Below are 20,946 nucleotides of genomic sequence, written 5' to 3'. Positions count from 1 at the left end.
CACCCGACCTGACCGTGGTGGGCGAGGCCGTCGAGGGTGGGCATGCGGATGTCCATCAGGACCACGTCCGGGGCGTAGGCGTCGACGGCGGCGGCTACTTCGCTTCCGTCGCCGGCCTCGCCCACCACGGTCAGGTCGGGTGAGCCGCCGATGACCATCGCCAGGCCGGCCCGCACGAGCGGGTCGTCGTCGACGACGAGGACCCGCACCGCTGCGTTCACGTTGGGCTCCTTCTCTCTGCCCGGCCGGGCCACGGACCGACCCTGGTCGCGATCAGAGGGTAGGCCACGGTAGCCAGGCCCAGAGCCGGAACTCACCGGCCGGGGTGGGTCCGTGTTCGAGGCGTCCGCCGGCGAGGGCGGCCCGTTCGGTGAGCCCGATGAGGCCGATGCCGGCGCCGGGAATTGCGGTACCACCGCCGGTGCCCATCGGGCACGGGTTGCGGATCTCGACGGTTACGCCGTCGCCCGGGGTTGCCCGGACGGTGACGGCCACCTCGGTGTCGGGGGCGTACTTGCGGGCGTTGGTCAGCCCTTCCTGCACGATCCGGTACGAGCTGCGCCCCACACCAGCCGGCACGGCGGCAAGCGCATCGGTCTGGCAGTCGAGCCGCACCGTCATCCCGGCGCGCCGCGACTGGTCGACGAGGTCGGGGACGTCGGCCAGGGTGGGCTGCGGCCGTTCCGGCGTCTCGTCGGACCGGTCGACACCGGCGCGGAGGACGCCGATCACCTCCCGAAGGTCCTCCAGCGCCTGGTAGGCGCTGTCGCGGACCACCCCGGCGGCGCGGGCGACCTCGTCGGGCGCGGCGTCGGGGCGTAGCTCCAGCGCCCCGGCGTGCAGGCTCAGCAGGGACAGGCGGTGGGCGAGCACGTCGTGCATCTCCCGGGCGATCCGGTTGCGTTCGCCCTGGCGGGCCTCGGCGACCCGCAGCTCCTGTTCGGCCTCGACCCGCCGGGCCCGTTCGCGCAGCCACTGGCGCCGGGCCCGTACGAACATGCCCCAGGCGAGCACCGCGAGCGCGAAGACGACGCCCAGCACGATCTGCGACCAGGGTCCGACCGGGACGTCCGGGCGGACCAGCAGCGTGAGGAACGGTACGAGCGCGTACCCGGCCGCGATCCGGGCGACCACTGCGAAGCGCCGGTGGACCGCGACGGTGAACAGCGCGACGAGCGCCGCGCCCGCGGCGGACGTCGCGTAGACGCTGACCAGACCGGCGGCCACGGCGAGGCCGACCGGCCAGCGCCGGCGCAGCCACACCGCCAGACTGCACAGGCTGCCGAGGGCGAGGTCGACGGTGAGCGGGACCGGCGCGATGTGCTGCGCGCGACTGTCGGCCAGGGTCTGCACCACGACGCCGACGGCCAGCAGGAAACAGGTGGCGTCGACGACCCGGCCGCGGACCGTGCGCCGGGCCGGGCGTACCGGATCGTGGTCAGCATCGCTGATCACGCCCGCCGGTAGCGGGCTCCGATCCTGCGGGTCCGCCGGGGCCATCATGATCAAAGCGTACGGCCGGGTCGGGCCCCACGGCATCCGACCAAAGTCGAACCCGAGGTGTAGACCTTTGGCCCGCCGCATCGACCTCGGCTCGTAGCGGCGCATGCGGCCGCTCCAGCAATCTGTTCCATATAACCGGAACGGACGGCCCAACAAAAACCTCCGAAACGGCATTCCGACCATTCCTGCGCCAACGAATGGCGCGGAAAGGAAGTGAGAAACGATGAGCGACATCCGAACGAACACCCCGAACCTGCTCGACAACCCGCCATCCGAATGAAACGAAGGAGTAACGACGTGAGAACCCAGAAAGCAAAACCCCCCGCGCGAGAGGACCGGCAGGTCCTGGACCGGGTGTCCACGACGCGAATCGTCGGCGGCGTCGCGGTCGCCTACGCCGCGTCAGTGATCGTTCAGAACGCGATGTTTATGGGCGGTGTAGCCCAGCTCCTCGGCCTTGGCGACGGCACTGGAGCGCCCACCTACGGCGATCCTCTTGGTGAGGTCCTCACCTACCACGCCGCGAACCGGGGCGCCGTGGCCGTCGCCGTGGGTCTGGAGGCCCTGAACCTGCCCCTGCTCCTGCTGTTCGTCACGGGACTGCAGGGGCTCGTGCAGCGCCGCGGCGCCGCAGGGGCGGACTGGTCGCGGCTCGCGGTGGCAGCCGGAGCGACGCTCTCGGCGATATTCGCCCTCGTCATAGCCACGCACATCGCGGTCGTGCTCGCCGCGGATGGCCTGGCCGAGCCAACCCCCGCCTTCGAGCTGGTCTGGCAGATCCACGCCGCGGCCTTCGCGCTCGCGCTGCCCGCGCTCGGGGCGACCTTCATCGGCGCGGCGCTGGCCACCCACGCCAGCGGGTTGACACGGCCGTGGCAGCGGCTGCTCGGCGTGGCGGGCGGCAGCTTGCTCATCTTGGCCGGCGCCGGAAACCTCGCCATCGCGGATGGCTCGCCACTGGTGTTCGTCGGGGTTTCGGGCTTAGCCGCGTGGCTCGTCTGGCTCGTTGTCACCGGCCGACGGCTCATCCGTGGACAGGGCTGACGTCGCTCGATGGTGGCGCGACGCCCTCCGCTACGTCGGGGCCGGCCACACCCGAGGGAAGGTCGTCGTCACCGTCTGACGACCTGACCGACGAGAACGACCCAACCCGCGGTTATGCACGCCCAGACCTGCCGCCACTCCGGCGGGCGGACCGCTCCTCTAGAAGGAAGAACCGATGACCATCCAAACGAACACCCCGAACCTGCTCGACAACCCGCCGGTCCCCGTGCAGGCCAAGCTCGCGGCAGCCTGGACCAGCTTGATGTTCTTCGTCATCTACCTCGACTACTACCACCTCTACAAGCCCGGCGCCATCGACCAAATCCGGGGTGGCGGCATCTTTGACTTCGACATCACCCCGACGTTGTTGACCATTTTCGTCGTGGTCATAGGGATCCCGGCCCTGATGGTGATGCTCTCCATGGCGCTGCCCGCCCGGGTGAACCGCGCCACGAACCTCGTCGTGGCATCGCTCTACATCCCCGTCATGGTGTTCAACGCGGTAGGGGAGTCCTGGGACTGGGCCTCCTTCTACGGCCTCTCCATCGGGATCGAGGTGCTGCTCCTGGCCTTCATCCTGCGGTACGCGTGGAAATTCCGTCCGGAAATCGCACGCCCCGAATCCTCCAGCGAATCGGTGTCGGCGCGCTGAACCGATCCGCCTGCCTCGGCGCCCACCGAGGAGGGAGACCCCTCAAATGAGTAAAGGAGAACCCCGATGTACGTCGCGCAAACGAGAAGCCACCCACCACCCCAGCCCCAGGTCACGGCGCCGAGCCGGCTCCTCACCGAACCCGACCCAGCGCCACACGGATTGTCGCGGCGCTGGGCGAGGACCGCATTTCGGCGGAGAGCAGGACTCTAGATCAACTGCTTAGCGTTGTTTTTGGTCCGGAAGCTACATGCGGCCCGTCCAGGCCAACACGTCGTAGGGCACGCCGCAGGACTCGGCCATCGCGGACAGGCCCATGTTCGTGGCCTCCGCGATGATCACGTACAGCAGGTTGCGCTTGAGTTCGGCCGGCCGGGCGACCTTCCCGGCCGGCGTGCACCAGGTGGTCGGTGAACCCGGTCCGGGCGTCGACCTCCACCAGCACCGAGGCGATCGGCACCCGCGGCAGCATCCCAGCCAGCTCCGTACGGAGCGCGTCGGCCTCGGCGGGTACGTCCTCGGCGGGATGATCAGGTCGCCGTCTTCGTGAGCCGGACCTCGCCCGGGTTGCCCTTCGCGAGCAGGTCGGCCAAGGGCGGTGTGCAGCTCGTCGTCGGCCTGCGCGAGCGCGTCCGCGGCCTCGCCGCGCTCGCCGACCAGGTGGCAGAACTCCACCTTCTGCAGCACCCACGCCTCCGGCGTGAGCAGGAACGACGCCGGATCTGCGTACCGGCGCGAGCCGGGAACGAACACGTCGCCAGAGCGCAGCCCGTCGCGCAGACCGACCAGCACGGCCAGCTCCCAGTAACCGGCGGTACGCGGTGACGTCGCCGGCCTGCTCCGCGGCCGCGAGATAGCCGGCCCACGTCGTCGGCACGACCCGACCGGAGCGCCGGCCGGGACCTTTTGCGGGCGCGGTGGCGTACAGCCCGGCCAGCAATGGTGCGCAGCATGGTGCCGGTCTGCTCGTCGCCGATCCCGGGGTCGAGCACAATGGTCAGGATCTCGTCCAGCAGCGCCTGCCGGTTCTCCCCACCCTTGGCCCGCTCGGCCAAGGCCTCGGCGACCTTCTGCTTCGCCGCCGCCTCCCGGCCGCTGATCGCCTGGTCGAACAGCAACAGCGTCTCGTCGAGCACGTCCACGGCCGACTGCGCCAGCAGGGTCAGCAGGATCGGATACCGGCGTTCGGGCTCGCGGCGCTGCAACGCCTGCCCGGTCAACCGCCGGCCGACCCCGGCCAGGAACCGGCGCCGCTCGGCCGGCAGCATCGACAAGTCCAGGGTGTGCGCGTCCAGGCGCCGCAGGTAGGCCAGCTTCTCCAGCTCCGTTTTCACCGCAGCCGGGCTCGATGATGTCGGCCCCACGCCCAGCCAGGCCAGCGGCGTCCGGCCGCGGTAAGCGTCCGGGACCAGCAGCAGGTCCAGCTCGGCGCACCGCCGGTCAGTGAGCAGATGCCGCACCCGCGACCACGTCTCCGTCCGCGCACGGGCCCGGGCCGCGGCCACCCGCCGCAGCAGCAGGATGACCCCCGGCCGGATCACCCGCGACGACAGCAGGTACTCGCAGGCCAGCCGGAACAGCAACTTCGGCGAGTCGTGCTCCATCGCCCGGGCGAACAGGAACTCGTCGAGATCCTTCCACTCGGCGGTGTCCATCGACCGCCAGCCGACATAGCCGGCCACCTGAGCATCGACCGTCACCGAACGGGACGGGACGCTACGGCCCGGGTCAGAGCTTGATCAACCCTCAGTTCCCAGCGTTGTTTTTGGTCTGGAAACTACGGACGGGCCGGTGCGCCGGCATCCGTCGGCGGGCCGGTGCCCGGATCGGTTGATCGCGGAACGATCCGCGCCGAGACGATCTTGTTAGCCTTCGTAGATGACCTCGTGTGCCCCGGGCGGTGGCCCCGACCTGATGTTTCTGCTCTCGTGGGCGAGTAACGCCCTGTTGGTCGAGCACGCCGCCGGGGTGGCGCAGTTGGGCATTTCCCCACGCGCGCACTGCGTGCTGCTCAAGGCGCGTCCGGGTGGTTTGACCCAGCGTCAGATCGGTGATCTGTGCGGCATCGACAAGACGACCATGGTTGTCACGCTGGACCAGTTGGAGGCGGCCGGTCTGGTGCGTCGTCGTCCGTCGCCGACGGATCGTCGGGCGCGGCTGGTGGAGGTCACCGCCGAGGGTGAGCGGGTGCTCGACCGGGCTCAGGAGATCGCCGCCGGGATCCAGCGTGACGTGCTGTCGACGCTGCCCGAGGTTGACCGTGAGGTGTTCCTGCGTTCGATCACCAGCCTGGTCGCCGGTCGGCTCGCCGGGGGTGGGTGCGGCCCGGGGAGCCGACCGACCCACTAGTTCGGACTCAGATAGTCTCGTCCGAGACTATCTGGTACGGTCGCATGTGTTCGCCCATCGACCGAGGAGTACGCATGACCGCGACCGCGCATCCCGCCACCACCAACCCGTCCCTGCGTCGCCGCGCCCTCGGCGTGGCCGCCGCCGTCCTGGCCCCCGCGCTCGTCTGGGTGCTCGGCGCGGTCGTCGGGGTCGACTACACCGTCCAGAATCCCGACCAGCCGGCCTTCGTGGTCGGTCTCGCCCCGGTGCTGATCTTCTCCCTCGGCTCGGCGCTGGTCGGTTGGCTGGGGCTGGCCGCCCTGGAGCGCCTGACCCGCCGGCACGCCCCCGCGGTCTGGACCGCCCTCGCCGTGGTGTTGACCCTGCTCTCCCTTGTTCCGGTGGTCGCCACCGAGGCCAGCGTCGGCGCGAAGGTCGCGCTGGGCGTCATGCACCTGGCCGTGGCGGCGCCGCTGGTCGCGCTGCTGCCCGCCCGCTCGCGCTGAACCCCGCACGCGAAGCATCGCCCGTCGGGTTGACGACGGCCGTCGCGCGCGCTACTACTGAAGAGGAAGTTGAGTCACCCTGGCTCAACCCGAGAACCTTCGGCCCGAGGAACCGAGGAGGCACCACAATGCTGATGCGTACCGACCCCTTCCGTGAGATCGACCGGATCGCCGAGCAGTTCTTCGGCACCACGAGCCGGCCAGCCATGATGCACATGGACGCCTACCGCGACGGCGACCACTTCTACGCCGCCTTCGACCTGCCCGGCGTCGACCCGGACAGCATCGACTGCACCGTCGAGCGCAACGTGCTGACCGTACGCGCCGAGCGCCGTCGCCCCACCGGCGACAAGGTCGAACTGGTCGCCGCCGAGCGTCCGATGGGCACCTTCAGCCGGCAACTCTTCCTCGGCGACACCCTCGACACCGACCGCCTGGAAGCCGGCTACGACAACGGGGTGCTGACGCTGCGCATCCCGGTCGCGGAGCGGGCCAAGCCACGTCGGGTCACCATCACCGCGGGCAGTAACGGCAACGGTCACAAGCAGCTCACCGCGTGACCACCACCGTCCGGCGGCGGGAGCCCGACGTGCTCCCGCCGCCGACGCCATTCCCGGGCGACGATGCCGTCTGGATCATCGCTTGGGCGCGCCTCGTGGTGCAACGCCGGCCCACCTGAGAACCTTTCTCGCATGTCTTCGGACCTTGTCCTGCCCGTCACCGCGGCCCGGCCCGCGCTGCCCCACGCCCCGACCGACTTCACCGAGGCATGGCTGCGCAACCGGCGGCTGTCGGACCACACCCGCGACGCCTACCGGCGGGACATCGCCGGCTGGCTGGCCTGGTGCGCCGGGCGGGAACTGGATCCGCTGACCGCCAACTTCCTCGACGTCAACACCTACGCCCGCCAACTGGAGTCCACCCTGGCCGGACGCACCGGCCGCCCGCTGACCCCGGCGACCGTCGCCCGTAAGCTGTCCGCCCTGTCCAGCTGGTACGAGTTCCTGGTCAAGCTGCGGGCGGTCGAGGCGAACCCGGTCTCCGGCGCGGACCGGCCCCGCGTCGACCGGGACCACTCGGCCACCGTCGGACTGACCCCGGACGAGGTGGACGCCCTACTGGCCGCCGCCGAGGCCGACACCGGCCCGACCGCCGCACGTAACCGGGCCGCGATCGCCCTGCTGGCCGACCTCGGTCTGCGGGTCGGGGAACTGGTCTCCCTCGACCTGGCCGATCTCGGAGCCGAGCGGGGGCATCGCAGCGTACGGTTCGTCGGTAAGGGCGGCAAGCCACGCCGACGGGCACTCACCCCCGGCACCGCGTACGCCCTCGACGCGTACCTGGCCGCCCGGTCCGCCGCCCAGGGGGTGCCGGTGCAGCAGCTCACCGGGCCGCTGCTGGTCACCGCGACCGGGGCGCGACTGGACCGGCACTCGGTGTTCCGGCTGGTCCGCCGCCTCGCCCGCACCGCCGGGATCCCGGCGGCGGCGAAGCTGTCGCCGCACTCGCTGCGGCACGCCTTCGCCACCACCGCCCGCGCCGAGGGAGTGCCGTTGGAGGACGTGCAGGACGCGATGGGCCACGCCGACCCGCGCACCACCCGCCGCTACGACCGGGACCGGCACAACCTCGACCGCGACCCGGCGTACGTCATCTGGGCGGCCCGCGCCCGCCGCCGCGGCTGACGACCCCACGGCGGTCGCGGTTACCGCCAGCCAACCGGAGAACACCGGGGTCGCGGCCGGCAGGTTCAGGATGCCCGCCGGCGGTGGTTGTCGTACTTGCGGACGGCGAAGTCGTACGCCTCGTCCAGCAGGCCCCCGATCAGGGCCTCGGTGCCGTCACCCGGGTTCACCACGCACACCCAGTGCTGCGGCGCGTAGACGGGGTGTGGCAGCAGTACGTCGACGACACGGTGGTCCACGTCGGCCGGCACGGTCGGGAACAGTTGCGCGTACCGGGCCCGGGGCAGGCCGATGTTCAGTCGCCACGCACCCGGCCGGTCCAGGGCCGAGAAGCTGTCGTACTCGTGGTCGCCGGTGACGATCGTGGCGAACGGCATCCGCCGCGCGTCGGGCAGGTCCCGCTGCGGGTCGTAGATGAAAAAGGTGTCGCCGTGGGCCTCGGGCGCGTCGACCCCGGCGAAGGTGGCGCGGATGTGGCGGATCATCTCCTCGGCAGTCATGCCTCAATTTTTTCATGGACGCTCCTTGTGAAACCTGACCCGTGATCCGCGCCCTGATCCCGGGTCAACCCTCCAATGCGGTGGTAGCCGGTCAGGTCAGCGTGTCGAGGTGTTCGTGGGCGTCGGCGGCAATGTCCTCGTGACGCAGCCACCGCCGCGCCCACAGCCAGGCAGCCACCTCGGCCTGCTCGTCGCCCCACGCGGCCTGCTCCACCAGCAACGCCGCGGCCAGCGCGTACGCCATCCGCAGCGCCAACCCGCGCGCCCCGGCGACCACCGCGACCGCCCCCGGGTCGGCGCTGACCTCGGCGAGCGCGGCACGTAGGTCCCGGGTCGCCGAGGCGAGGGTGTCGGCCAACGCCGGGGACAGCCGGCGGGCCAGGTCGCCGGCTGCGCTGAGTCGACGCAGCAGCGGCGTGCCGGCGTCCTTGCGGGCCACCGCGCGCAGCACGTCCACCGCGAGCACGTTGGTGGTGCCTTCCCAGATCGGCAGCACCTGCGCGTCGCGCAGTAGCCGGGGCACGCCGGTGTCCTCGACGTATCCGGCACCGCCGAAGGTCTCCACGTACTCGCTGGCCGAGGCCACGGCGAGCCGGCCGGTGGCGAGTTTGGCCAGCGGCGCGACCACCCGCAGTTCGGCGGCGGCGACCGGGTCGGCACCCACCTCCACCCGGCCGAGCAGCGCGAACGCGTGACCGGCGAGCACGAACGCGCCGGCCGCGTCCACGGCCAGAGCACCCAGGGTGGCCCGGTGCAGCGGGTTGTCCGCCAGCAGCCCGCCGGCCACCTGCCGCGCCCGCGCGTACGCCAAAGCCTGAGCCAGGCCACGTCGCATGCCGCTGGCGGCGGCGTTGGCGTTGTGCACCCGGGTCACCACCACCAGGGTCATCGCCCGGGCCAGGCCGGGCACCGCCGGATCACCCAACGGCACCGCGTACGCGTCGCGCAGCCCAACCTCGGCGGTGGGCAGCGCCACCGTGCCCAGCTTGTCCTTGAGCCGGTGCACGGTGACCCCGGGGGCGGGGGCGTCCGCCGCCACGGCGGCCCCCGACAGGGGCGAGTCAGCGGCGTAGCGGGGGACCAGGAACGGCGCGAGCACCCGGCTTCCCCGACCGGCGCCCTCGGGACGCGCCAGCGCCACCGCGACCGGCGCGTCGGCGGCGGAGCAGAACCACTTCTCACCGGTCAGTCGCCACGACCCGTCGGCGGCGGGCCGGCCGGTGGTGACGGACCGGGACAGGTCCGAGCCGCCCTGCGACTCGGTCATCCACTGCCCGGACACGATCGCGGTGTCCGGATCGATGGAGGCCAACCGGGGCAGCCAGGTATCGCGGACCCCCGCGTCGACCTCTGGCCGGCTCAGCAGCGCCGCCGCGCCGTCGGCCATCGCCACCGGGCAGGAGAAGGTCGCCGACTCCGGGGCGTACACGTGCAGCAGGGCGTGCTGCACGACCCGGGCCGCCGCCCCCCACGTGCCGCGCGCGGACTCCAGGTAGGGCAGCGCGACCACGGCGTGCCGGGCGGCGGCGGTACGTTGGGTGCGCCAGCCGGGGGAGGTGTCGATCCGGTCGACCCGCGCGCCCCACGGGTCGTAGCGGACCAGAACGGGCGGGTGCGCCTCGGCGTCGGCGTGCGCGGCGCGTAGCGGACCGGTCACGTCGCCGGCCAGGGCGACCAGCCGGTCCCGGGCGGCGGCGTGTCCGTCCGGTCCGAGCTGCCGCTCCAGCCAGGATCGCAGCAGCCGGTCGTCGGCGTACGGGTCGTCGCGGGCGGGTGCCGGCTGCACGTAACGGCTCATCCGTCGCTCCTTGTCCCGGGTTGTGCGCCGACGGTAGACGATCGTCGCCGGCGGCGCGACCGGGTCGATGTGCCTGCGGGAGGGTGCGGCGGGCGCATACGGTCGCAGGTGATGGGCGGCGAGCAGGGGTGGATGCGACCGGCGCGGCCACGCCGGCCGGTGCGTGCCGCTGTGCTGTCCGGTGTTCTGGCGGTGGCCCTGTGCCTGATCGGGATGGCCGGGTTGGGCGCGTGGAACGTGCAGGTGGTCACAGGGGCCAGCGGCCCGGTGCGGCAGACCGCCGACGGGTTCCTGCGGGAGTTGTCCGCCGGTGAGATCGAGCGGGCCTACGACCGGCTCTGCGCGCAGGCCCGGGAGAAGTGGAGCGAGATCGGCTTCACCGGCTGGGTGCGTACCCCGCCCGTGGTCGCCGGCTACGAGATCCAGCGCGTGTCGGTGCGGACGAAGGCCGGCCGCCCGGTCGGCGAGGTGGCCGTTCGGTTGACCCGCGAGGGCGGGGCCGGTGAGCAGCGGATCCTGTCGGTGGTCAAGGAGGACGGCGGCTGGCGGGTGTGCGGGGATCCGTTCTAGGCGCGCGGGCCGAGGTCACCGGAGCGGTAGTGCCGCCGGCACAGCACCTGGTAGCGCACTTCGGCGGTCTGCACGGTGTCACCGATGACGACCTGCTCGCCCTCGCGGACCACCCGCCCGCCGACGACCCGGGCGTTGAGCAGGCCTTCCCGGCCGCACCAGCACAGCACCTCGACCTGGATGCGGGCCACCTCGTCGGCCAGTTCGAACAGCCGCTGCGCGGCGGGGAACAGGCAGGAGCGGAAGTCGGTGGCCAGGCCGAAGGCGTACACGTCGACGTCGAAGCTGTCGACCAGCTCGGCCATCTGCTCGACGTGCGCGACATTGTAGAACGACGCCTCGTCGCAGATGAGGTAGTCGACGCGAACCCCTTCGGCCCAGGTGTCGCGGACCAGGGCACGCAGGTCCAGGGAGTCGGTGACCTCGACGGCGGAGTGGGCCAGGCCGATGCGGCTGGTGACCTGCGGGCCCAGTGACCGGTCGATGCGGGTGGTGACCAGGCCGCGGCGGCCCTGCCGGGCGTGGTTGTAGTTCATCTGCAGGGCCATCGTGGACTTGCCGCAGTCCATCGGCCCCCAGAAGAACTTCAGGGCGGCGGCGTGCAGCGGTCGCCCGTCGACGCCCCGCGCCGCAGCGCAGCCGGTGAGGCCCTCGTCCGGTCCCGGTAGCGGGCGGGCCAGGCAGGTCGGGTTGGCGGCGTCGTCGGTCACGTCGGGGCAGCCTAGCCGATCGATCCGCCCCGATCAGGCCGGTGCCGGTGCCTAGAGCACCCTGGGCGGGGTGTTGCCGACGGCGATGATGGCCCGCCGCATCGGCACGGCGGCCAGCAACGCGAACCCGACCACGAAGAAGATCAGCAGGGAGACCAGACCCACCCGGTAGGAGGCGGTGAGCTGGAACACCAGGCCGAAGGCGAGCGGTCCGAGCCAGCTGGTTCCCTTGTCGCTGATCTCGTAGAAGCCGTAGTACTCGCCCTCCTTGCCGGCGGGAATGAGCTGGCTGAACAGGGACCGGCTCAGCGCCTGGCTGCCGCCGAGAACCAGGCCGATCGCGGCGCCGAGAAGCATGAACTGCAGCGGCGCCTCGGCGGGCAGCCGGAACGCGGCGATGATCACAACGGTCCACAGCGCCAGGGACAGCAGCACCGTCTTCCACGCGCCGATCCGCTTGGCCAGGGCGCCGAGCAGCAACGCGCCACCGAAGGCGAGGAACTGCACCAGCAGGATGGTGACGATCAGGGTGCTCTGCTCCAGCCGCAGCTCCTTGGTGCCGTACTGGCTGGCCAGGGCGATGACGGTCTGGATGCCGTCGTTGTAGACCAGGAACGCCAGCAGGAAGAACAGCGTCAACGGGTACGCCCTCATCTGGCGTACGGTGCGGCCGAGCTGGCGGAACCCGTCGGCGAGCGGGTTGCCGCCGGCCAGCGCGGCGGTGGTGGGGTGCTCCCGCAGCCAGCGCAACGGCACCAGGGTGAACGCCGCCCACCACAGTCCGGCCGACGCGATCGACCACCGCGCCAGGTCGAGGGTGCGTTCCGGCTGCCCGTTGTCCAGGCTTTGCACGGCGACCAGGTTCAGCGTCAGCAGCAGGCCACCGCCGAGGTAGCCCATCGCCCAGCCACGGCTGGAGATGCCGTCGCGGTCGTCCGGACCGCCGAGCCGCGGCAGGAACGAGTTGTAGACGACCACTCCGGCGCCGAAGACGACGTTCGCGACGACGAACAGCGCCCCGCCGAGCAGGTACCGCTCGCCGGTGACGAACAGCATCGCGGTGGTGGCGCCGGCGCCGGTGAACGCGGCGACGGCCAGCAGCCGCTTCTTGCGCGCGGACCGGTCGGCGATGGCGCCGACGACCGGCAGCACGAACACGGTGAGCAACACCGACAGCGACACCAGGTACGGGAAGTACGATCCGGCCGCCACCTTGATGCCCAGGGGGTAGACGTGCCCGTCGCAGGTGTCGGCACCGAGCTCGCAGCCGGCGGCGAGCTCGGTGACCGTGGTCAGGAAGGGGCCGAGGAAGACGGTGATGACGGTTGTGGAGAACGCCGACATCGCCCAGTCGTAGAAGTACCAGCCGGTGCGTTCGCGGCGGGTGCTGCCCGGTGGCGGGTTGTCCACCGCAGGGGCAACGGTCTCGGCCATCGGATCCTCCGCCGGGTTCAGGCGGCCAGTGGCCGCGGCTGCGGTAGACGTCGCGCAGCACGCCGACGTGATCGGTCATGATGCCATCCACTGCGAGATCACGTAAGTCGTGCAACTGGGCGGGGTCGTCGATCGTCCAGACGTGCACGCGCACGTGCAGGCCGAGCCGGGGGCAGCAGGCGAGGAACGGCGGTCGACCACCGGCACCGAAGGCTTCAACACCGAACCCAAGCTGATCAAGCAGCAATGTACGGACGCGCAGGCTTCGCTCTCCTGCGTCACCGCATCCTGCGTGGCTAACCAGCACCGTTGACCCTGGCGTGATCGTTCAAGACTTCCAGGTCGTGGCAGCCGTAACGTTCCGCTGAACCTTCGAGCGGGATGCGGGGATGGCCGTGGACGACTTCGCCAGCGCGGTCCTGGTTGCGGCGGCGCGGCGTGCGCTTGCCGAGGAAGGCATCGCGGTCACGGTCGCCACGCCGGGTGGAGCACTGGTGCCGCTCGACGCCAAGAGGCGGTTCCTGGCCGACATAGCCCGGGCCCATGGGCTGCTGCCGCTGCTCCGTGTCGGGCGGCACCTACCGCGCCTGCCGCCCGATCCTGCGACTTCAGCGCTGCTGGCCTCGGACAGCCCCGAGGATCTGTTCGAGCGGTGGAGCCGGCTGGAGCTTTTCACTCATTCGCGTCACCGGGTTCTGGTGCGAGAGGCCGGTGCTGCCCGGCTCGTCGCTGAGCATGTCGGGCCGCCTGCGGCTCCTCCAACGCCAGCCGAGGATGCGCTGATTCTCGGCGTACTGACAGGCCTTTTGACGGCGATCGGCGCGCGCGGAGTCACGGTCCGCCTCGACACAAGCGGCGAGACGGTCGTCTTCACTGACGGCGCCTTCACGGCGCCGCCTCCTGGGCAGGCCACCGCGGTCTGGCACTTCGCCTGGGAATCGTTTCCCAACACGGCAAAAGTGCCTGTACCAGTCGTCGGCTTGGACCCGACACAACAGGCCCGCCACCTGATATGCAGTGACCTCGCCCGCCGCTGGAGACTGGCCGGACTTGCGGCCGAATTCGGCCTGTCACCGCGAAGCCTGCAGCGGCGGCTGCTGGCAGAAGGCGGTCTCAGTGGGCTGCTGGGCAGCATCCGCGCGCAGGCCGCCGCGGACCTTCTCATGAACAGCTCACACCCGCTAAGCGTCGTCGGTTTCGCGTGCGGCTATGCCGACCAGCCGCACTTCACCCGCGTTTCTCGGCGCAAAGGCACCGCACCTTCTTCGCCGCCTCCGTTCGGTCGACCGCGTCCTCACGGAGGTGGAGTCCAGAGTCGCGAGCGTAAACTGAGTTCGGCGACGACCAACTGCCGCCGGACATCCAGGACAGGGATCGCGCGTCGGCCCGCCCAGCGTTCGCGGTGCAGCGGCGAGCAGATCTTCCTGCCGGCCGTCAACGGCCGCTGGCGTCGCCACCGCCACCGAGTCGGCGGCGGCGTGCACGTCGGGTCTCCACGTTCCGGTCGCCGAGGCCGACCGCCCGGGCGGACGCTTCGGCGGTGTTCTCGTCGCCGTCGGTGGGCGAAGGTCAGCGGCGTGGGGGAGTCGAGGTAGCCGGACGGGGCAGCACGCGAGGCAGTATGCCCGCCTGTCGTGACCGGATGACAATCACTGCCATCACACCACCTCACACAAATTTCCCTACCACTCCTCATCATGCTTCAATGACGGCCTGATGAGTAACGACATGTATTCGGTGGAGCAGGTCGCGGAACGCCTTGGCCTGCACGTGCGGACCGTGCGCGGCTATATCCGGTCCGGCCGGCTGAAGGCGACACGGATCGGCAAGCAGTACCGCATTGCCCGCGCCGACCTCGACGCCCTGCTCGGTCGTGCGGCCCCCGCCGTCCGAGACGCCGCCCCGGCCCTGGAGGTGGCCAGCATCGTCACGGTCGACGGGATCGACCGGAGCGCCGCCGACCGGCTGTCCACCCTCGTGCTGGCCAGCCTGAACAACCCCCGACCCGCTGCGCGCCCGCTGCGCGCCCAGACCGTCCACGACGAGCAGCGCATGAAAATCGTGCTGATGGGCGACGCGTCCGCCACCGCCGAGGTCCTGCATCTGCTCGACGCCGTGCTCGCCGACGGCGCCGGCCTGCTGACCGGAGAGGACGAGAATGCCTGACGTGCTGCAGGACCGGGCCGGGGTGCGGGTCCTGGTCTGCGACCCGGCCGGCCCGCCGGTGGCCACCGAACAGGACGCGCTGGACCTGATCGGCGCGGCGTTCCTCGGGGCGCACGTGGTGGCGGTGCCGACCGCACGGCTGGACGAGAGCTTCTTCACCCTCGGCACCGGTTTCGCCGGCGAGGTCATGCAGAAGTTCGTCAACTACCGGCTGCGGCTGGCCGTCGTCGGTGACATCTCCCGGCACCTGGCCACCAGCGCCGCCCTGCGCGCCCTGGTCCACGAGTCCAATCGCGCCGAGCACATCTGGTTCGTCCCCGACCTCGACGCCCTCGACGCCAGACTGACGGCCATCGCGTCCTGATCGGTCAGCCAGGCCCGGCCACCGTTGCGGGGCCACCAGGGGGCCGGGCCTGCTGCGCGGTGCCCGGTGCAGCCGGCGAAGGGTGCGCACCGAGGTGACCGACGACGGACAGCACGGCGATTGACCAGGGCGCCAACCGGGCGTTACGGTCGACGCCGTGACTGCCGGGTCGGCCATCAGAGGCCATGAGCGGACAGGGCACCCGGCTGGCGCGTGAGCCACGGGTGGGCCCGCGGCCCGCCGACCACCGCCGCTGACCGCTCGTTGCGGGCACCTCACTCTCGCCGTTGCCGACGCACGTCGTCGGCCGCGCCTTCGTTGCCTTCCCCACCCACCGCGCCGCCGCGCGGCGCCCCTGCCTTCCCGGGATTACCCACACACATGCCGAACGATTTCAATCACGCTGTCATCGAGGAGTTCCGCGCCAACGCCGGCCGAGTCGGGGGCTGGTTCGAGGGCGCACGCCTGGTGCTGCTCACCACGACCGGGACGCGGACCCGCGCCCCGCACACCACCCCGCTGGGCTACCTGCCCGACGGCGGGCAGCGGATGCTGGTCATCGCCTCCGCTGGCGGCTCCCCGAGCACCCGCAGTGGTACCACAACCTGCTGGCCGACCCGCTGGTCACCGTCGAGGACGGCGTCTTCACCTACCAGGCCCGCGCCGAGGTCCTGACCGGCGACGACCGGGACCGTGCCTTCGCCCGCGCGGTGCAGGCCGACCCGGGCTGGGCCGAGTACGAACGTCAGGCCGGGCGGAGGCTGCCGGTGGTGGCGCTGTCGCCGCTGCCAGCTGCGCCGACGCCGCCGCCCGGCCCGCCCGGGGCCGCGCTGACCGCGGTGCACGACGCCCTCCGACGCGAGCTGGCCCTGATCCGTCAGGAGGTGGCCGCGGCCGGGCCGACGGTCGGCGCGCAGCTGCGGGTGAACTGCCTGAGCCTGTGCGAAGGGCTACGCGGGCACCATGAACGCGAGGACGCCGGCATGTTCCCCTGGCTGGCCGCGCACCGCCCGGATCTCGCCGAGGTGCTGGCCCGCCTGGACGCCGAGCACCAGGCGATGGCGGCGCTGCTGGACGAGCTGCGTACCGTGCTGGCCACCCCGACGGTGGACCGGGAGGCGCTGCGGACCGAGGTGCAGCGCCTCACCGACCAGGTCCAGGCGCATCTGGCGTACGAGGAGGAACACCTGGTGCCGATCCTGAACGCCGGCTGACCGGGCCCGCCGCCGGCCGGGCTCAGCCCGGTCGGCGGCGGTGGGCGCGGCTGGTGTCGACCGGGCGGCTCGGGTCCACGTGGCGGGGCCGCTGCGGCTCGTCGGACCGCAGCGGGACCAGGGTGTCGGTGATCGCGTCGATGATCCGGTCGGTACCCCGTCGGGCGGCACCCGGTGTGCCCGGGGTCAGGTCGGTCAGATCGAGGGGGTCACCGAAGCGGACCCGGATCACCGGGCGGCGCAGCAGCGCGCGGGCGATGCCCCGCAGCATTCCCTTCGGCGCCCGATAGGGGAGCACCTCGTGGGAGCCCCAGTGGGCGACCGGCACGATCGGGGCGCCGCTGGCGAACGCGAGACGGGCGGTGCCGGTTTTGCCGCGTTCGGGCCACATGCTCGGGTCCAGTCCGATGCGTCCCTCGGGGTAGACCAGCACGACCGATCCGGCGGCGATCGCCGCGCAGGCGTCGACGAGGGCCTGGTGCACGGCGGCGGTGCCCCGGTCGACGCGCAGGTGACCGGTGCGGCGCATGAGCGCGCCGACGACGGGGGCGCGGAACAGGCCGCCGGTGGCCATGAACCGTGGTGCGACGCCGAGGGCGCGGCAGGCCGCGGCCAGCACGATCGGGTCGAACGGGCCGATGTGGTTGGCGGCCAGGATCAGCGGGCCACGGCGCAGGTGCGCCGGCACATCGCCGGTGACCTCGAGCCGACCGAGCAGGGCGACGGCGGCGTGGGCGAGGGCCTGGGCGGCCCGCCAGAGCAGCGGCGGCCGCCATGGGGGGGTGGTGGTCTCCATCAGGAGTGGATGATCGCACGGCCGACCGCTGGGCCGGGAGCAGCCGTGGGCCGCACGGAGGTGATCAAGGTCATGGGTCCCGGGCCGTGTCCTGGCCCTGCGCGCCGCCACATCCCCTACGACGGCAAGTAGTATTTACTACGTCTTGTAGTACGAGCCTCAGGGGGTCACCGGTGGACGCGTTGGACGTCGCCCGCTGGCAGTTCGGTGTCACCACCGTCTACCACTTCCTCTTCGTTCCCCTCACCATCGGCCTGTCGATCCTGGTGGCGATCCTCCAAACGCTCTGGCACCGCACCGGCAACGAGCGCTACCTCAAACTCACCAAGTTCTACGGCAAACTCTTCCTCATCAACTTCGCCATGGGCGTCGTCACCGGCATCGTGCAGGAATTCCAGTTCGGCATGAACTGGAGCGACTACTCCCGCTTCGTCGGCGACATCTTCGGCGCCCCACTGGCCATCGAAGCCCTGGTCGCCTTCTTCCTCGAATCCACCTTCATCGGCCTGTGGATCTTCGGCTGGGACCGGCTACCCAAACGACTGCACCTGGCCAGCATCTGGGTCGCCGCCATCGGCAGCAACCTCAGCGCCTACTTCATCCTCGCCGCCAACTCCTTCATGCAGAACCCCGTCGGCTACCGGATCAACCCCGACACCGGCCGCGCCGAACTCACCGACTTCCTCGCCGTACTCACCAACAAGGTCGCGCTCATCACCTTCCCGCACACCATCGCCGGTTCCTTCCTCGTCGCCGGCTCCCTGATGCTCACCGTCGGCCTCTGGCACATCATGCGCAACCGCGACAGCGCCGACACCGACGCCTACCGCTTCGCCACCAGATTCGGCGCCTGGACCGTCATGATCTCCACCGCACTGGTGCTGATCACCGGCGACATCCAAGGCAAAATCATGACCCAGGTCCAGCCCATGAAGATGGCCGCCGCCGAAGGCCTCTACACCACCGAGAGCCCCGCCTCGTTCTCCGTACTCACCATCGGCAGCCTCGACGGCAGCCGCGAAATCTTCGCCATCAAGATCCCCTACCTGCTGTCGTACCTCGGCACCGGCGACCCCCACGGCACCGTGCACGGCATCAACGACCTCCAAGCCCAGTACGCCAGCCAGTACGGCCCCGGCAGCTACACCCCGATCATCCCGGTCACCTACTGGAGCTTCCGCCTCATGATCGGCTTCGGGCTGGCCGCCGCCGCCATCGCCCTGCTCGTCCTCTGGACCCAACGCAAAGGCCGCACCCCCACCAACCGATGGCTGCTCCGCGCCGGCCTCATCCTGCCCATCCTGCCCCTGCTCGCCAACTCCTTCGGCTGGATCTTCACCGAGATGGGCCGCCAACCCTGGATCGTCTTCGGCGAAATGCTCACCCGCAACGGCGTCTCCCGCAGCGTCTCCCTGACCGAGGTACTGACCTCCTTCACCGCCTTCACCCTCATCTACGCCACCCTCGCCGTCATCGAGTGCAAACTGCTGATCCGCTACGCCCGCGCCGGCGTCCCCGACCTCACCCCCACACCCGAACCCGACGACACCGACGACACCGAACGCCCCCTCGCCTTCGCCTACTGACCCCGGAGCCCACCGTGGACCTGACCACCATCTGGTTTCTCCTCGTGGCCGCACTCTTCACCGGCTACTTCATCCTCGAAGGCTTCGACTTCGGCGTCGGCATGCTGCTGCCCGTCCTCGGCCGCGACGACCGGGAACGCCGCGTCCTCATCAACACCATCGGCCCCGTCTGGGACGGCAACGAAGTCTGGCTGATCACCGCCGGCGGCGCCATGTTCGCCGCCTTCCCCGAGTGGTACGCCACCCTCTTCTCCGGCTTCTACCTACCCCTGCTGCTGATCCTGCTCGCCCTCATCGCCCGCGGCGTCGCCTTCGAATACCGGCACAAGCGCCCCGAAGCCACCTGGAAGCGCCGCTGGGACACCGCCATCTTCTGCGGCTCCCTCCTACCGGCGATCCTCTGGGGCGTCGCCTTCGCCAACATCCTGCGCGGCGTACCCCTCGACGCCGACCACGAATACGTTGGCGGCCTGCTCAACCTGCTCAACCCGTACGCCCTGCTCGGCGCAGCGACCACCACGGCGCTGTTCGGAACCCACGGCGCCCTGTTCATCGCCCTCAAGACCACCGGCGACATCCGCCACCGCGCCGGCGCCCTCGCCGTGAAGCTCGGCCTCGCCACCACGGTCGCCACGGTCGCGTTCCTGACCTGGACGCTCACCATCCGCGCCAGCGCCGCCGCCGTCGTGCTCGCCCTCGGCGCCACCCTCGCCCTGCTCGGCGCGCTCGCCGCCGCCCGGGTACGCCGCGAAGGCTGGGCCTTCACCGGCACCGCCGTGGCCATCGGCCTGACCGTCGCCACCCTGTTCGCCGCACTGTTTCCCAACGTGCTGCCCTCCACCGGAGACCCCGCCGGCACCCTGACCGCCACCAACGCCGCCTCCACCCCCTACACCCTGAAGATCATGACCTGGGTGGCGGTCGTGTTCACCCCCGTCGTCCTGGCCTACCAGGGCTGGACCTACTGGGTCTTCCGCAAACGCATCGGCGTCGCCAACATCCCCCAACACTGACCCACCCCGAATACGCCGGTGGCGGTGCCCCCACCAGGGACACCGCCACCGCCACGACCAACAACCACTCACCCCGCCTCGCGCAACTCCGCCAACCGCGCCTCGATCTCGGCCAACTCCGCACGCAACTTCTCCGCCTGCTGCTCGGCCTCGGCCCGCTCCGCCGCCAGGATCTGCTCCACCGCCTCCTGCACCCCCGGCACATCCACCAACGCCACCATCCGCAACGCCTCCGCCGGCTTCACCACGTACGGCTTCGCCAACGCCTTCGCCCCCTGCTGCGCCGCCACCGTCCACTCACCCTCGGCATAGGCCAACGTAACCGTCAAACCCGCCGGGCCCTTCGGCTTGGCCACCTTCACCGCCCGCCGCGCCGCCGGCTTCGCCTCCACCGGCACCACCGGCTTCGGCTCCTCCCGACGCGGCACCGGCGGCGTGTCCAACACGAACTCCGGCTCCACCGCCGCCACCTGCACCGCCGGCTCCGGCTTCGCCTCCACCACCCGGCGACCCGTCCCCTTCGGCGCGAGGGCCACATCGCCGGGGGAGAACGGCAACTCGTCCCGACCGAACCGCACCACCACGAACTCGTCGGAAACCGCCGGATCGGTCAACTCCACCACCTGACCCATTTGCCCGGCGACCTGACCCGCCGACGCGGTGAACACCACCTTGGGCCTGCGACCCGCCGCCAACGCCTCCCGGATGCCCCGCACCTCGTCATCGGACAAACCCTGGCCCGCCATCACAGCCCTCTTCCGTACACGTGTCTGAGTCCCGCCCTTGATACCAGCCGACTGCGACAGAGAAAAGATCAACCCCCGAGAACCCGCAACGCCTCATCGGCATGACCATTCATGTCCAACTCACTGTGGACCACCGCGAGAACCCGACGGTCCGACCCGATCACAAACGTCATCCGCCGCGTACTCAACGGCCCCAACGGCAACCGCCGCCGCACCCCGAACGCCTCGGCCACCCGCCCGTCGACATCCGACAACAACGGAAAGTCAAACCCGTGCCGCCGGGAAAACTCCGCCTGCCTGGCCACCGGATCCCGGCTCACACCCACCC

The 20,946-nt window shown here is 71.0% G+C and carries 23 protein-coding genes and 3 pseudogenes; 15 read left to right on the top strand and 11 right to left on the bottom strand.

Annotation, left to right across the window (positions count from 1 at the left end):
• Positions 1-254 (bottom strand): response regulator transcription factor (locus E1182_RS18750; protein ID WP_371687567.1); only part of this gene is annotated, 254 nt, incomplete at its 3' end.
• Between the two features lie 19 nt (positions 255-273).
• On the bottom strand, positions 274-1,503 hold the full coding sequence (locus E1182_RS18745; protein ID WP_207921439.1) for a sensor histidine kinase: 1,230 nt from the start codon (positions 1,501-1,503) through the stop codon (positions 274-276).
• A 297-nt stretch (positions 1,504-1,800) separates the two neighbouring features.
• Here E1182_RS18745 and E1182_RS18740 point away from each other — a divergent pair, with 297 nt between their 5' ends.
• Positions 1,801-2,547, top strand: coding sequence for a hypothetical protein (locus tag E1182_RS18740; protein ID WP_243706300.1), 747 nt, complete (start codon positions 1,801-1,803; stop codon positions 2,545-2,547).
• A 175-nt stretch (positions 2,548-2,722) separates the two neighbouring features.
• The gene (locus E1182_RS18735) at positions 2,723-3,199 is read left to right on the top strand and encodes a DUF6326 family protein (protein WP_132267028.1); all 477 of its coding nucleotides are present in this window, start codon (positions 2,723-2,725) and stop codon (positions 3,197-3,199) included.
• Between the two features lie 258 nt (positions 3,200-3,457).
• Here the strand turns inward: E1182_RS18735 and E1182_RS18730 are convergent.
• Positions 3,458-4,884 (bottom strand): annotated as a pseudogene (locus E1182_RS18730) (DUF4158 domain-containing protein); the annotation flags it as partial.
• 193 nt (positions 4,885-5,077) lie between these two features.
• Between E1182_RS18730 and E1182_RS18725 the strand changes: the two are divergent.
• The 4 genes from E1182_RS18725 (at position 5,078) to E1182_RS18710 (ending at position 7,721) form a co-directional block, all read left to right on the top strand.
• Complete coding sequence (locus E1182_RS18725; protein ID WP_132267026.1) at positions 5,078-5,548, top strand: MarR family winged helix-turn-helix transcriptional regulator; 471 nt, start codon at positions 5,078-5,080, stop codon at positions 5,546-5,548.
• A gap of 74 nt (positions 5,549-5,622) precedes the next feature.
• The gene (locus E1182_RS18720; protein WP_132267024.1) at positions 5,623-6,036 is read left to right on the top strand and encodes a DUF6069 family protein; all 414 of its coding nucleotides are present in this window, start codon (positions 5,623-5,625) and stop codon (positions 6,034-6,036) included.
• A gap of 128 nt (positions 6,037-6,164) precedes the next feature.
• Positions 6,165-6,596, top strand: a complete 432-nt coding sequence (locus E1182_RS18715; RefSeq protein WP_132267022.1) for an Hsp20/alpha crystallin family protein — start codon at positions 6,165-6,167, stop codon at positions 6,594-6,596.
• Positions 6,597-6,728: 132 nt separating this feature from the next.
• Positions 6,729-7,721 carry a tyrosine-type recombinase/integrase gene (locus tag E1182_RS18710; protein WP_132267020.1) on the top strand — a complete coding sequence of 331 codons (993 nt, stop codon included), beginning with the start codon at positions 6,729-6,731 and terminating at the stop codon, positions 7,719-7,721.
• 65 nt (positions 7,722-7,786) lie between these two features.
• Here E1182_RS18710 and E1182_RS18705 read toward each other — a convergent pair whose 3' ends face one another.
• Positions 7,787-8,221, bottom strand: coding sequence for a DUF6194 family protein (locus tag E1182_RS18705; protein ID WP_132267018.1), 435 nt, complete (start codon positions 8,219-8,221; stop codon positions 7,787-7,789).
• Positions 8,222-8,312: 91 nt separating this feature from the next.
• Positions 8,313-10,019, bottom strand: a complete 1,707-nt coding sequence (locus E1182_RS18700) for an acyl-CoA dehydrogenase family protein (RefSeq protein WP_132267016.1) — start codon at positions 10,017-10,019, stop codon at positions 8,313-8,315.
• A 111-nt stretch (positions 10,020-10,130) separates the two neighbouring features.
• Here E1182_RS18700 and E1182_RS18695 point away from each other — a divergent pair, with 111 nt between their 5' ends.
• Positions 10,131-10,589: a hypothetical protein gene (locus E1182_RS18695; RefSeq protein ID WP_132267014.1), complete on the top strand. Its 459-nt coding sequence runs from the start codon at positions 10,131-10,133 to the stop codon at positions 10,587-10,589.
• Here E1182_RS18695 and E1182_RS18690 read toward each other — a convergent pair.
• The 3 genes and pseudogenes from E1182_RS18690 to E1182_RS18680 form a co-directional block, all read right to left on the bottom strand.
• Complete coding sequence (locus tag E1182_RS18690) at positions 10,586-11,299, bottom strand: thymidine kinase (protein WP_132267012.1); 714 nt, start codon at positions 11,297-11,299, stop codon at positions 10,586-10,588. The two genes, E1182_RS18695 and E1182_RS18690, sit on opposite strands and share 4 nt — an antisense overlap.
• Before the next feature lie 51 nt (positions 11,300-11,350).
• Complete coding sequence (locus E1182_RS18685) at positions 11,351-12,733, bottom strand: MFS transporter (protein WP_132267010.1); 1,383 nt, start codon at positions 12,731-12,733, stop codon at positions 11,351-11,353.
• Between the two features lie 25 nt (positions 12,734-12,758).
• A pseudogene (locus E1182_RS18680) lies at positions 12,759-12,920 on the bottom strand (glycerophosphodiester phosphodiesterase family protein); the annotation flags it as partial.
• On the opposite strand from E1182_RS18680, the gene E1182_RS31200 reads away from it, so the two are divergent.
• From E1182_RS31200 to E1182_RS32325, 6 genes and pseudogenes are all read left to right on the top strand, one after another.
• Entirely contained in the window at positions 12,876-13,046 is a 171-nt protein-coding gene (locus tag E1182_RS31200) for a hypothetical protein (RefSeq protein ID WP_165942656.1), read from the top strand. The pseudogene E1182_RS18680 and the gene E1182_RS31200 sit on opposite strands and share 45 nt — an antisense overlap.
• 76 nt (positions 13,047-13,122) lie before the next feature.
• Positions 13,123-14,328 carry a helix-turn-helix transcriptional regulator gene (locus E1182_RS18675; protein ID WP_371687566.1) on the top strand — a complete coding sequence of 402 codons (1,206 nt, stop codon included), beginning with the start codon at positions 13,123-13,125 and terminating at the stop codon, positions 14,326-14,328.
• 121 nt (positions 14,329-14,449) lie between these two features.
• Positions 14,450-14,899 carry a helix-turn-helix domain-containing protein gene (locus E1182_RS18665; RefSeq protein WP_243706297.1) on the top strand — a complete coding sequence of 150 codons (450 nt, stop codon included), beginning with the start codon at positions 14,450-14,452 and terminating at the stop codon, positions 14,897-14,899.
• Positions 14,892-15,263, top strand: coding sequence for a DUF4180 domain-containing protein (locus tag E1182_RS18660; protein ID WP_132267008.1), 372 nt, complete (start codon positions 14,892-14,894; stop codon positions 15,261-15,263). Before E1182_RS18665 ends, E1182_RS18660 begins: the two co-directional genes overlap by 8 nt.
• Positions 15,264-15,644: 381 nt before the next feature.
• Positions 15,645-15,985, top strand: a pseudogene (locus tag E1182_RS31715) (nitroreductase/quinone reductase family protein); the annotation flags it as partial.
• Positions 15,974-16,477, top strand: coding sequence for a hemerythrin domain-containing protein (locus tag E1182_RS32325; RefSeq protein WP_371687568.1), 504 nt, complete (start codon positions 15,974-15,976; stop codon positions 16,475-16,477). The pseudogene E1182_RS31715 and the gene E1182_RS32325, both read left to right, overlap by 12 nt.
• A 22-nt stretch (positions 16,478-16,499) precedes the next feature.
• On the opposite strand, the gene E1182_RS18650 is transcribed toward E1182_RS32325, so the two are convergent.
• Entirely contained in the window at positions 16,500-17,273 is a 774-nt protein-coding gene (locus E1182_RS18650) for a 1-acyl-sn-glycerol-3-phosphate acyltransferase (protein WP_132267006.1), read from the bottom strand.
• A gap of 173 nt (positions 17,274-17,446) precedes the next feature.
• Here E1182_RS18650 and E1182_RS18645 point away from each other — a divergent pair, with 173 nt between their 5' ends.
• Positions 17,447-18,859, top strand: coding sequence for a cytochrome ubiquinol oxidase subunit I (locus E1182_RS18645; protein WP_132267004.1), 1,413 nt, complete (start codon positions 17,447-17,449; stop codon positions 18,857-18,859).
• A 14-nt stretch (positions 18,860-18,873) separates the two neighbouring features.
• On the top strand, positions 18,874-19,872 hold the full coding sequence (cydB, locus tag E1182_RS18640; RefSeq protein WP_132267002.1) for a cytochrome d ubiquinol oxidase subunit II: 999 nt from the start codon (positions 18,874-18,876) through the stop codon (positions 19,870-19,872).
• A 68-nt stretch (positions 19,873-19,940) separates the two neighbouring features.
• Here cydB and E1182_RS18635 read toward each other — a convergent pair whose 3' ends face one another.
• Together E1182_RS18635 and E1182_RS18630 are read right to left on the bottom strand one after the other, a co-directional pair.
• A complete protein-coding gene (locus E1182_RS18635; RefSeq protein ID WP_132266999.1) occupies positions 19,941-20,618 on the bottom strand; it encodes a hypothetical protein in 678 nt (225 codons plus the stop codon).
• 68 nt (positions 20,619-20,686) lie between these two features.
• A partial coding sequence (locus E1182_RS18630) for a redoxin domain-containing protein (protein WP_132266997.1) occupies positions 20,687-20,946 on the bottom strand: 260 nt, incomplete at its 5' end.

Origin of the sequence: Micromonospora sp. KC721, assembly GCF_004348355.1 — a bacterium.
Classification (GTDB): Bacteria; Actinomycetota; Actinomycetes; order Mycobacteriales; family Micromonosporaceae; genus Micromonospora.
The sequence above is the reverse complement of the archived record's forward strand: the minus strand, read 5'-3'. Positions and strand labels throughout refer to the sequence as shown.

Excerpts from the sequence above, each read along its gene's own strand:
- E1182_RS18745 (WP_207921439.1), bottom strand. The coding sequence starts at position 1,503 with ATGATGGCCCCGGCGGACCCGCAGGATCGGAGCCCGCTACCGGCGGGC.
- E1182_RS18735 (WP_132267028.1), top strand. The coding sequence starts at position 2,723 with ATGACCATCCAAACGAACACCCCGAACCTGCTCGACAACCCGCCGGTC.
- E1182_RS18725 (WP_132267026.1), top strand. The coding sequence starts at position 5,078 with ATGACCTCGTGTGCCCCGGGCGGTGGCCCCGACCTGATGTTTCTGCTC.
- E1182_RS18720 (WP_132267024.1), top strand. The coding sequence starts at position 5,623 with ATGACCGCGACCGCGCATCCCGCCACCACCAACCCGTCCCTGCGTCGC.
- E1182_RS18715 (WP_132267022.1), top strand. The coding sequence starts at position 6,165 with ATGCTGATGCGTACCGACCCCTTCCGTGAGATCGACCGGATCGCCGAG.
- E1182_RS18710 (WP_132267020.1), top strand. The coding sequence starts at position 6,729 with ATGTCTTCGGACCTTGTCCTGCCCGTCACCGCGGCCCGGCCCGCGCTG.
- E1182_RS18705 (WP_132267018.1), bottom strand. The coding sequence starts at position 8,221 with ATGACTGCCGAGGAGATGATCCGCCACATCCGCGCCACCTTCGCCGGG.
- E1182_RS18700 (WP_132267016.1), bottom strand. The coding sequence starts at position 10,019 with ATGAGCCGTTACGTGCAGCCGGCACCCGCCCGCGACGACCCGTACGCC.
- E1182_RS18695 (WP_132267014.1), top strand. The coding sequence starts at position 10,131 with ATGGGCGGCGAGCAGGGGTGGATGCGACCGGCGCGGCCACGCCGGCCG.
- E1182_RS18685 (WP_132267010.1), bottom strand. The coding sequence starts at position 12,733 with ATGGCCGAGACCGTTGCCCCTGCGGTGGACAACCCGCCACCGGGCAGC.
- E1182_RS18675 (WP_371687566.1), top strand. The coding sequence starts at position 13,123 with ATGGCCGTGGACGACTTCGCCAGCGCGGTCCTGGTTGCGGCGGCGCGG.
- E1182_RS18665 (WP_243706297.1), top strand. The coding sequence starts at position 14,450 with ATGAGTAACGACATGTATTCGGTGGAGCAGGTCGCGGAACGCCTTGGC.
- E1182_RS18660 (WP_132267008.1), top strand. The coding sequence starts at position 14,892 with ATGCCTGACGTGCTGCAGGACCGGGCCGGGGTGCGGGTCCTGGTCTGC.
- E1182_RS18650 (WP_132267006.1), bottom strand. The coding sequence starts at position 17,273 with ATGGAGACCACCACCCCCCCATGGCGGCCGCCGCTGCTCTGGCGGGCC.
- E1182_RS18635 (WP_132266999.1), bottom strand. The coding sequence starts at position 20,618 with ATGGCGGGCCAGGGTTTGTCCGATGACGAGGTGCGGGGCATCCGGGAG.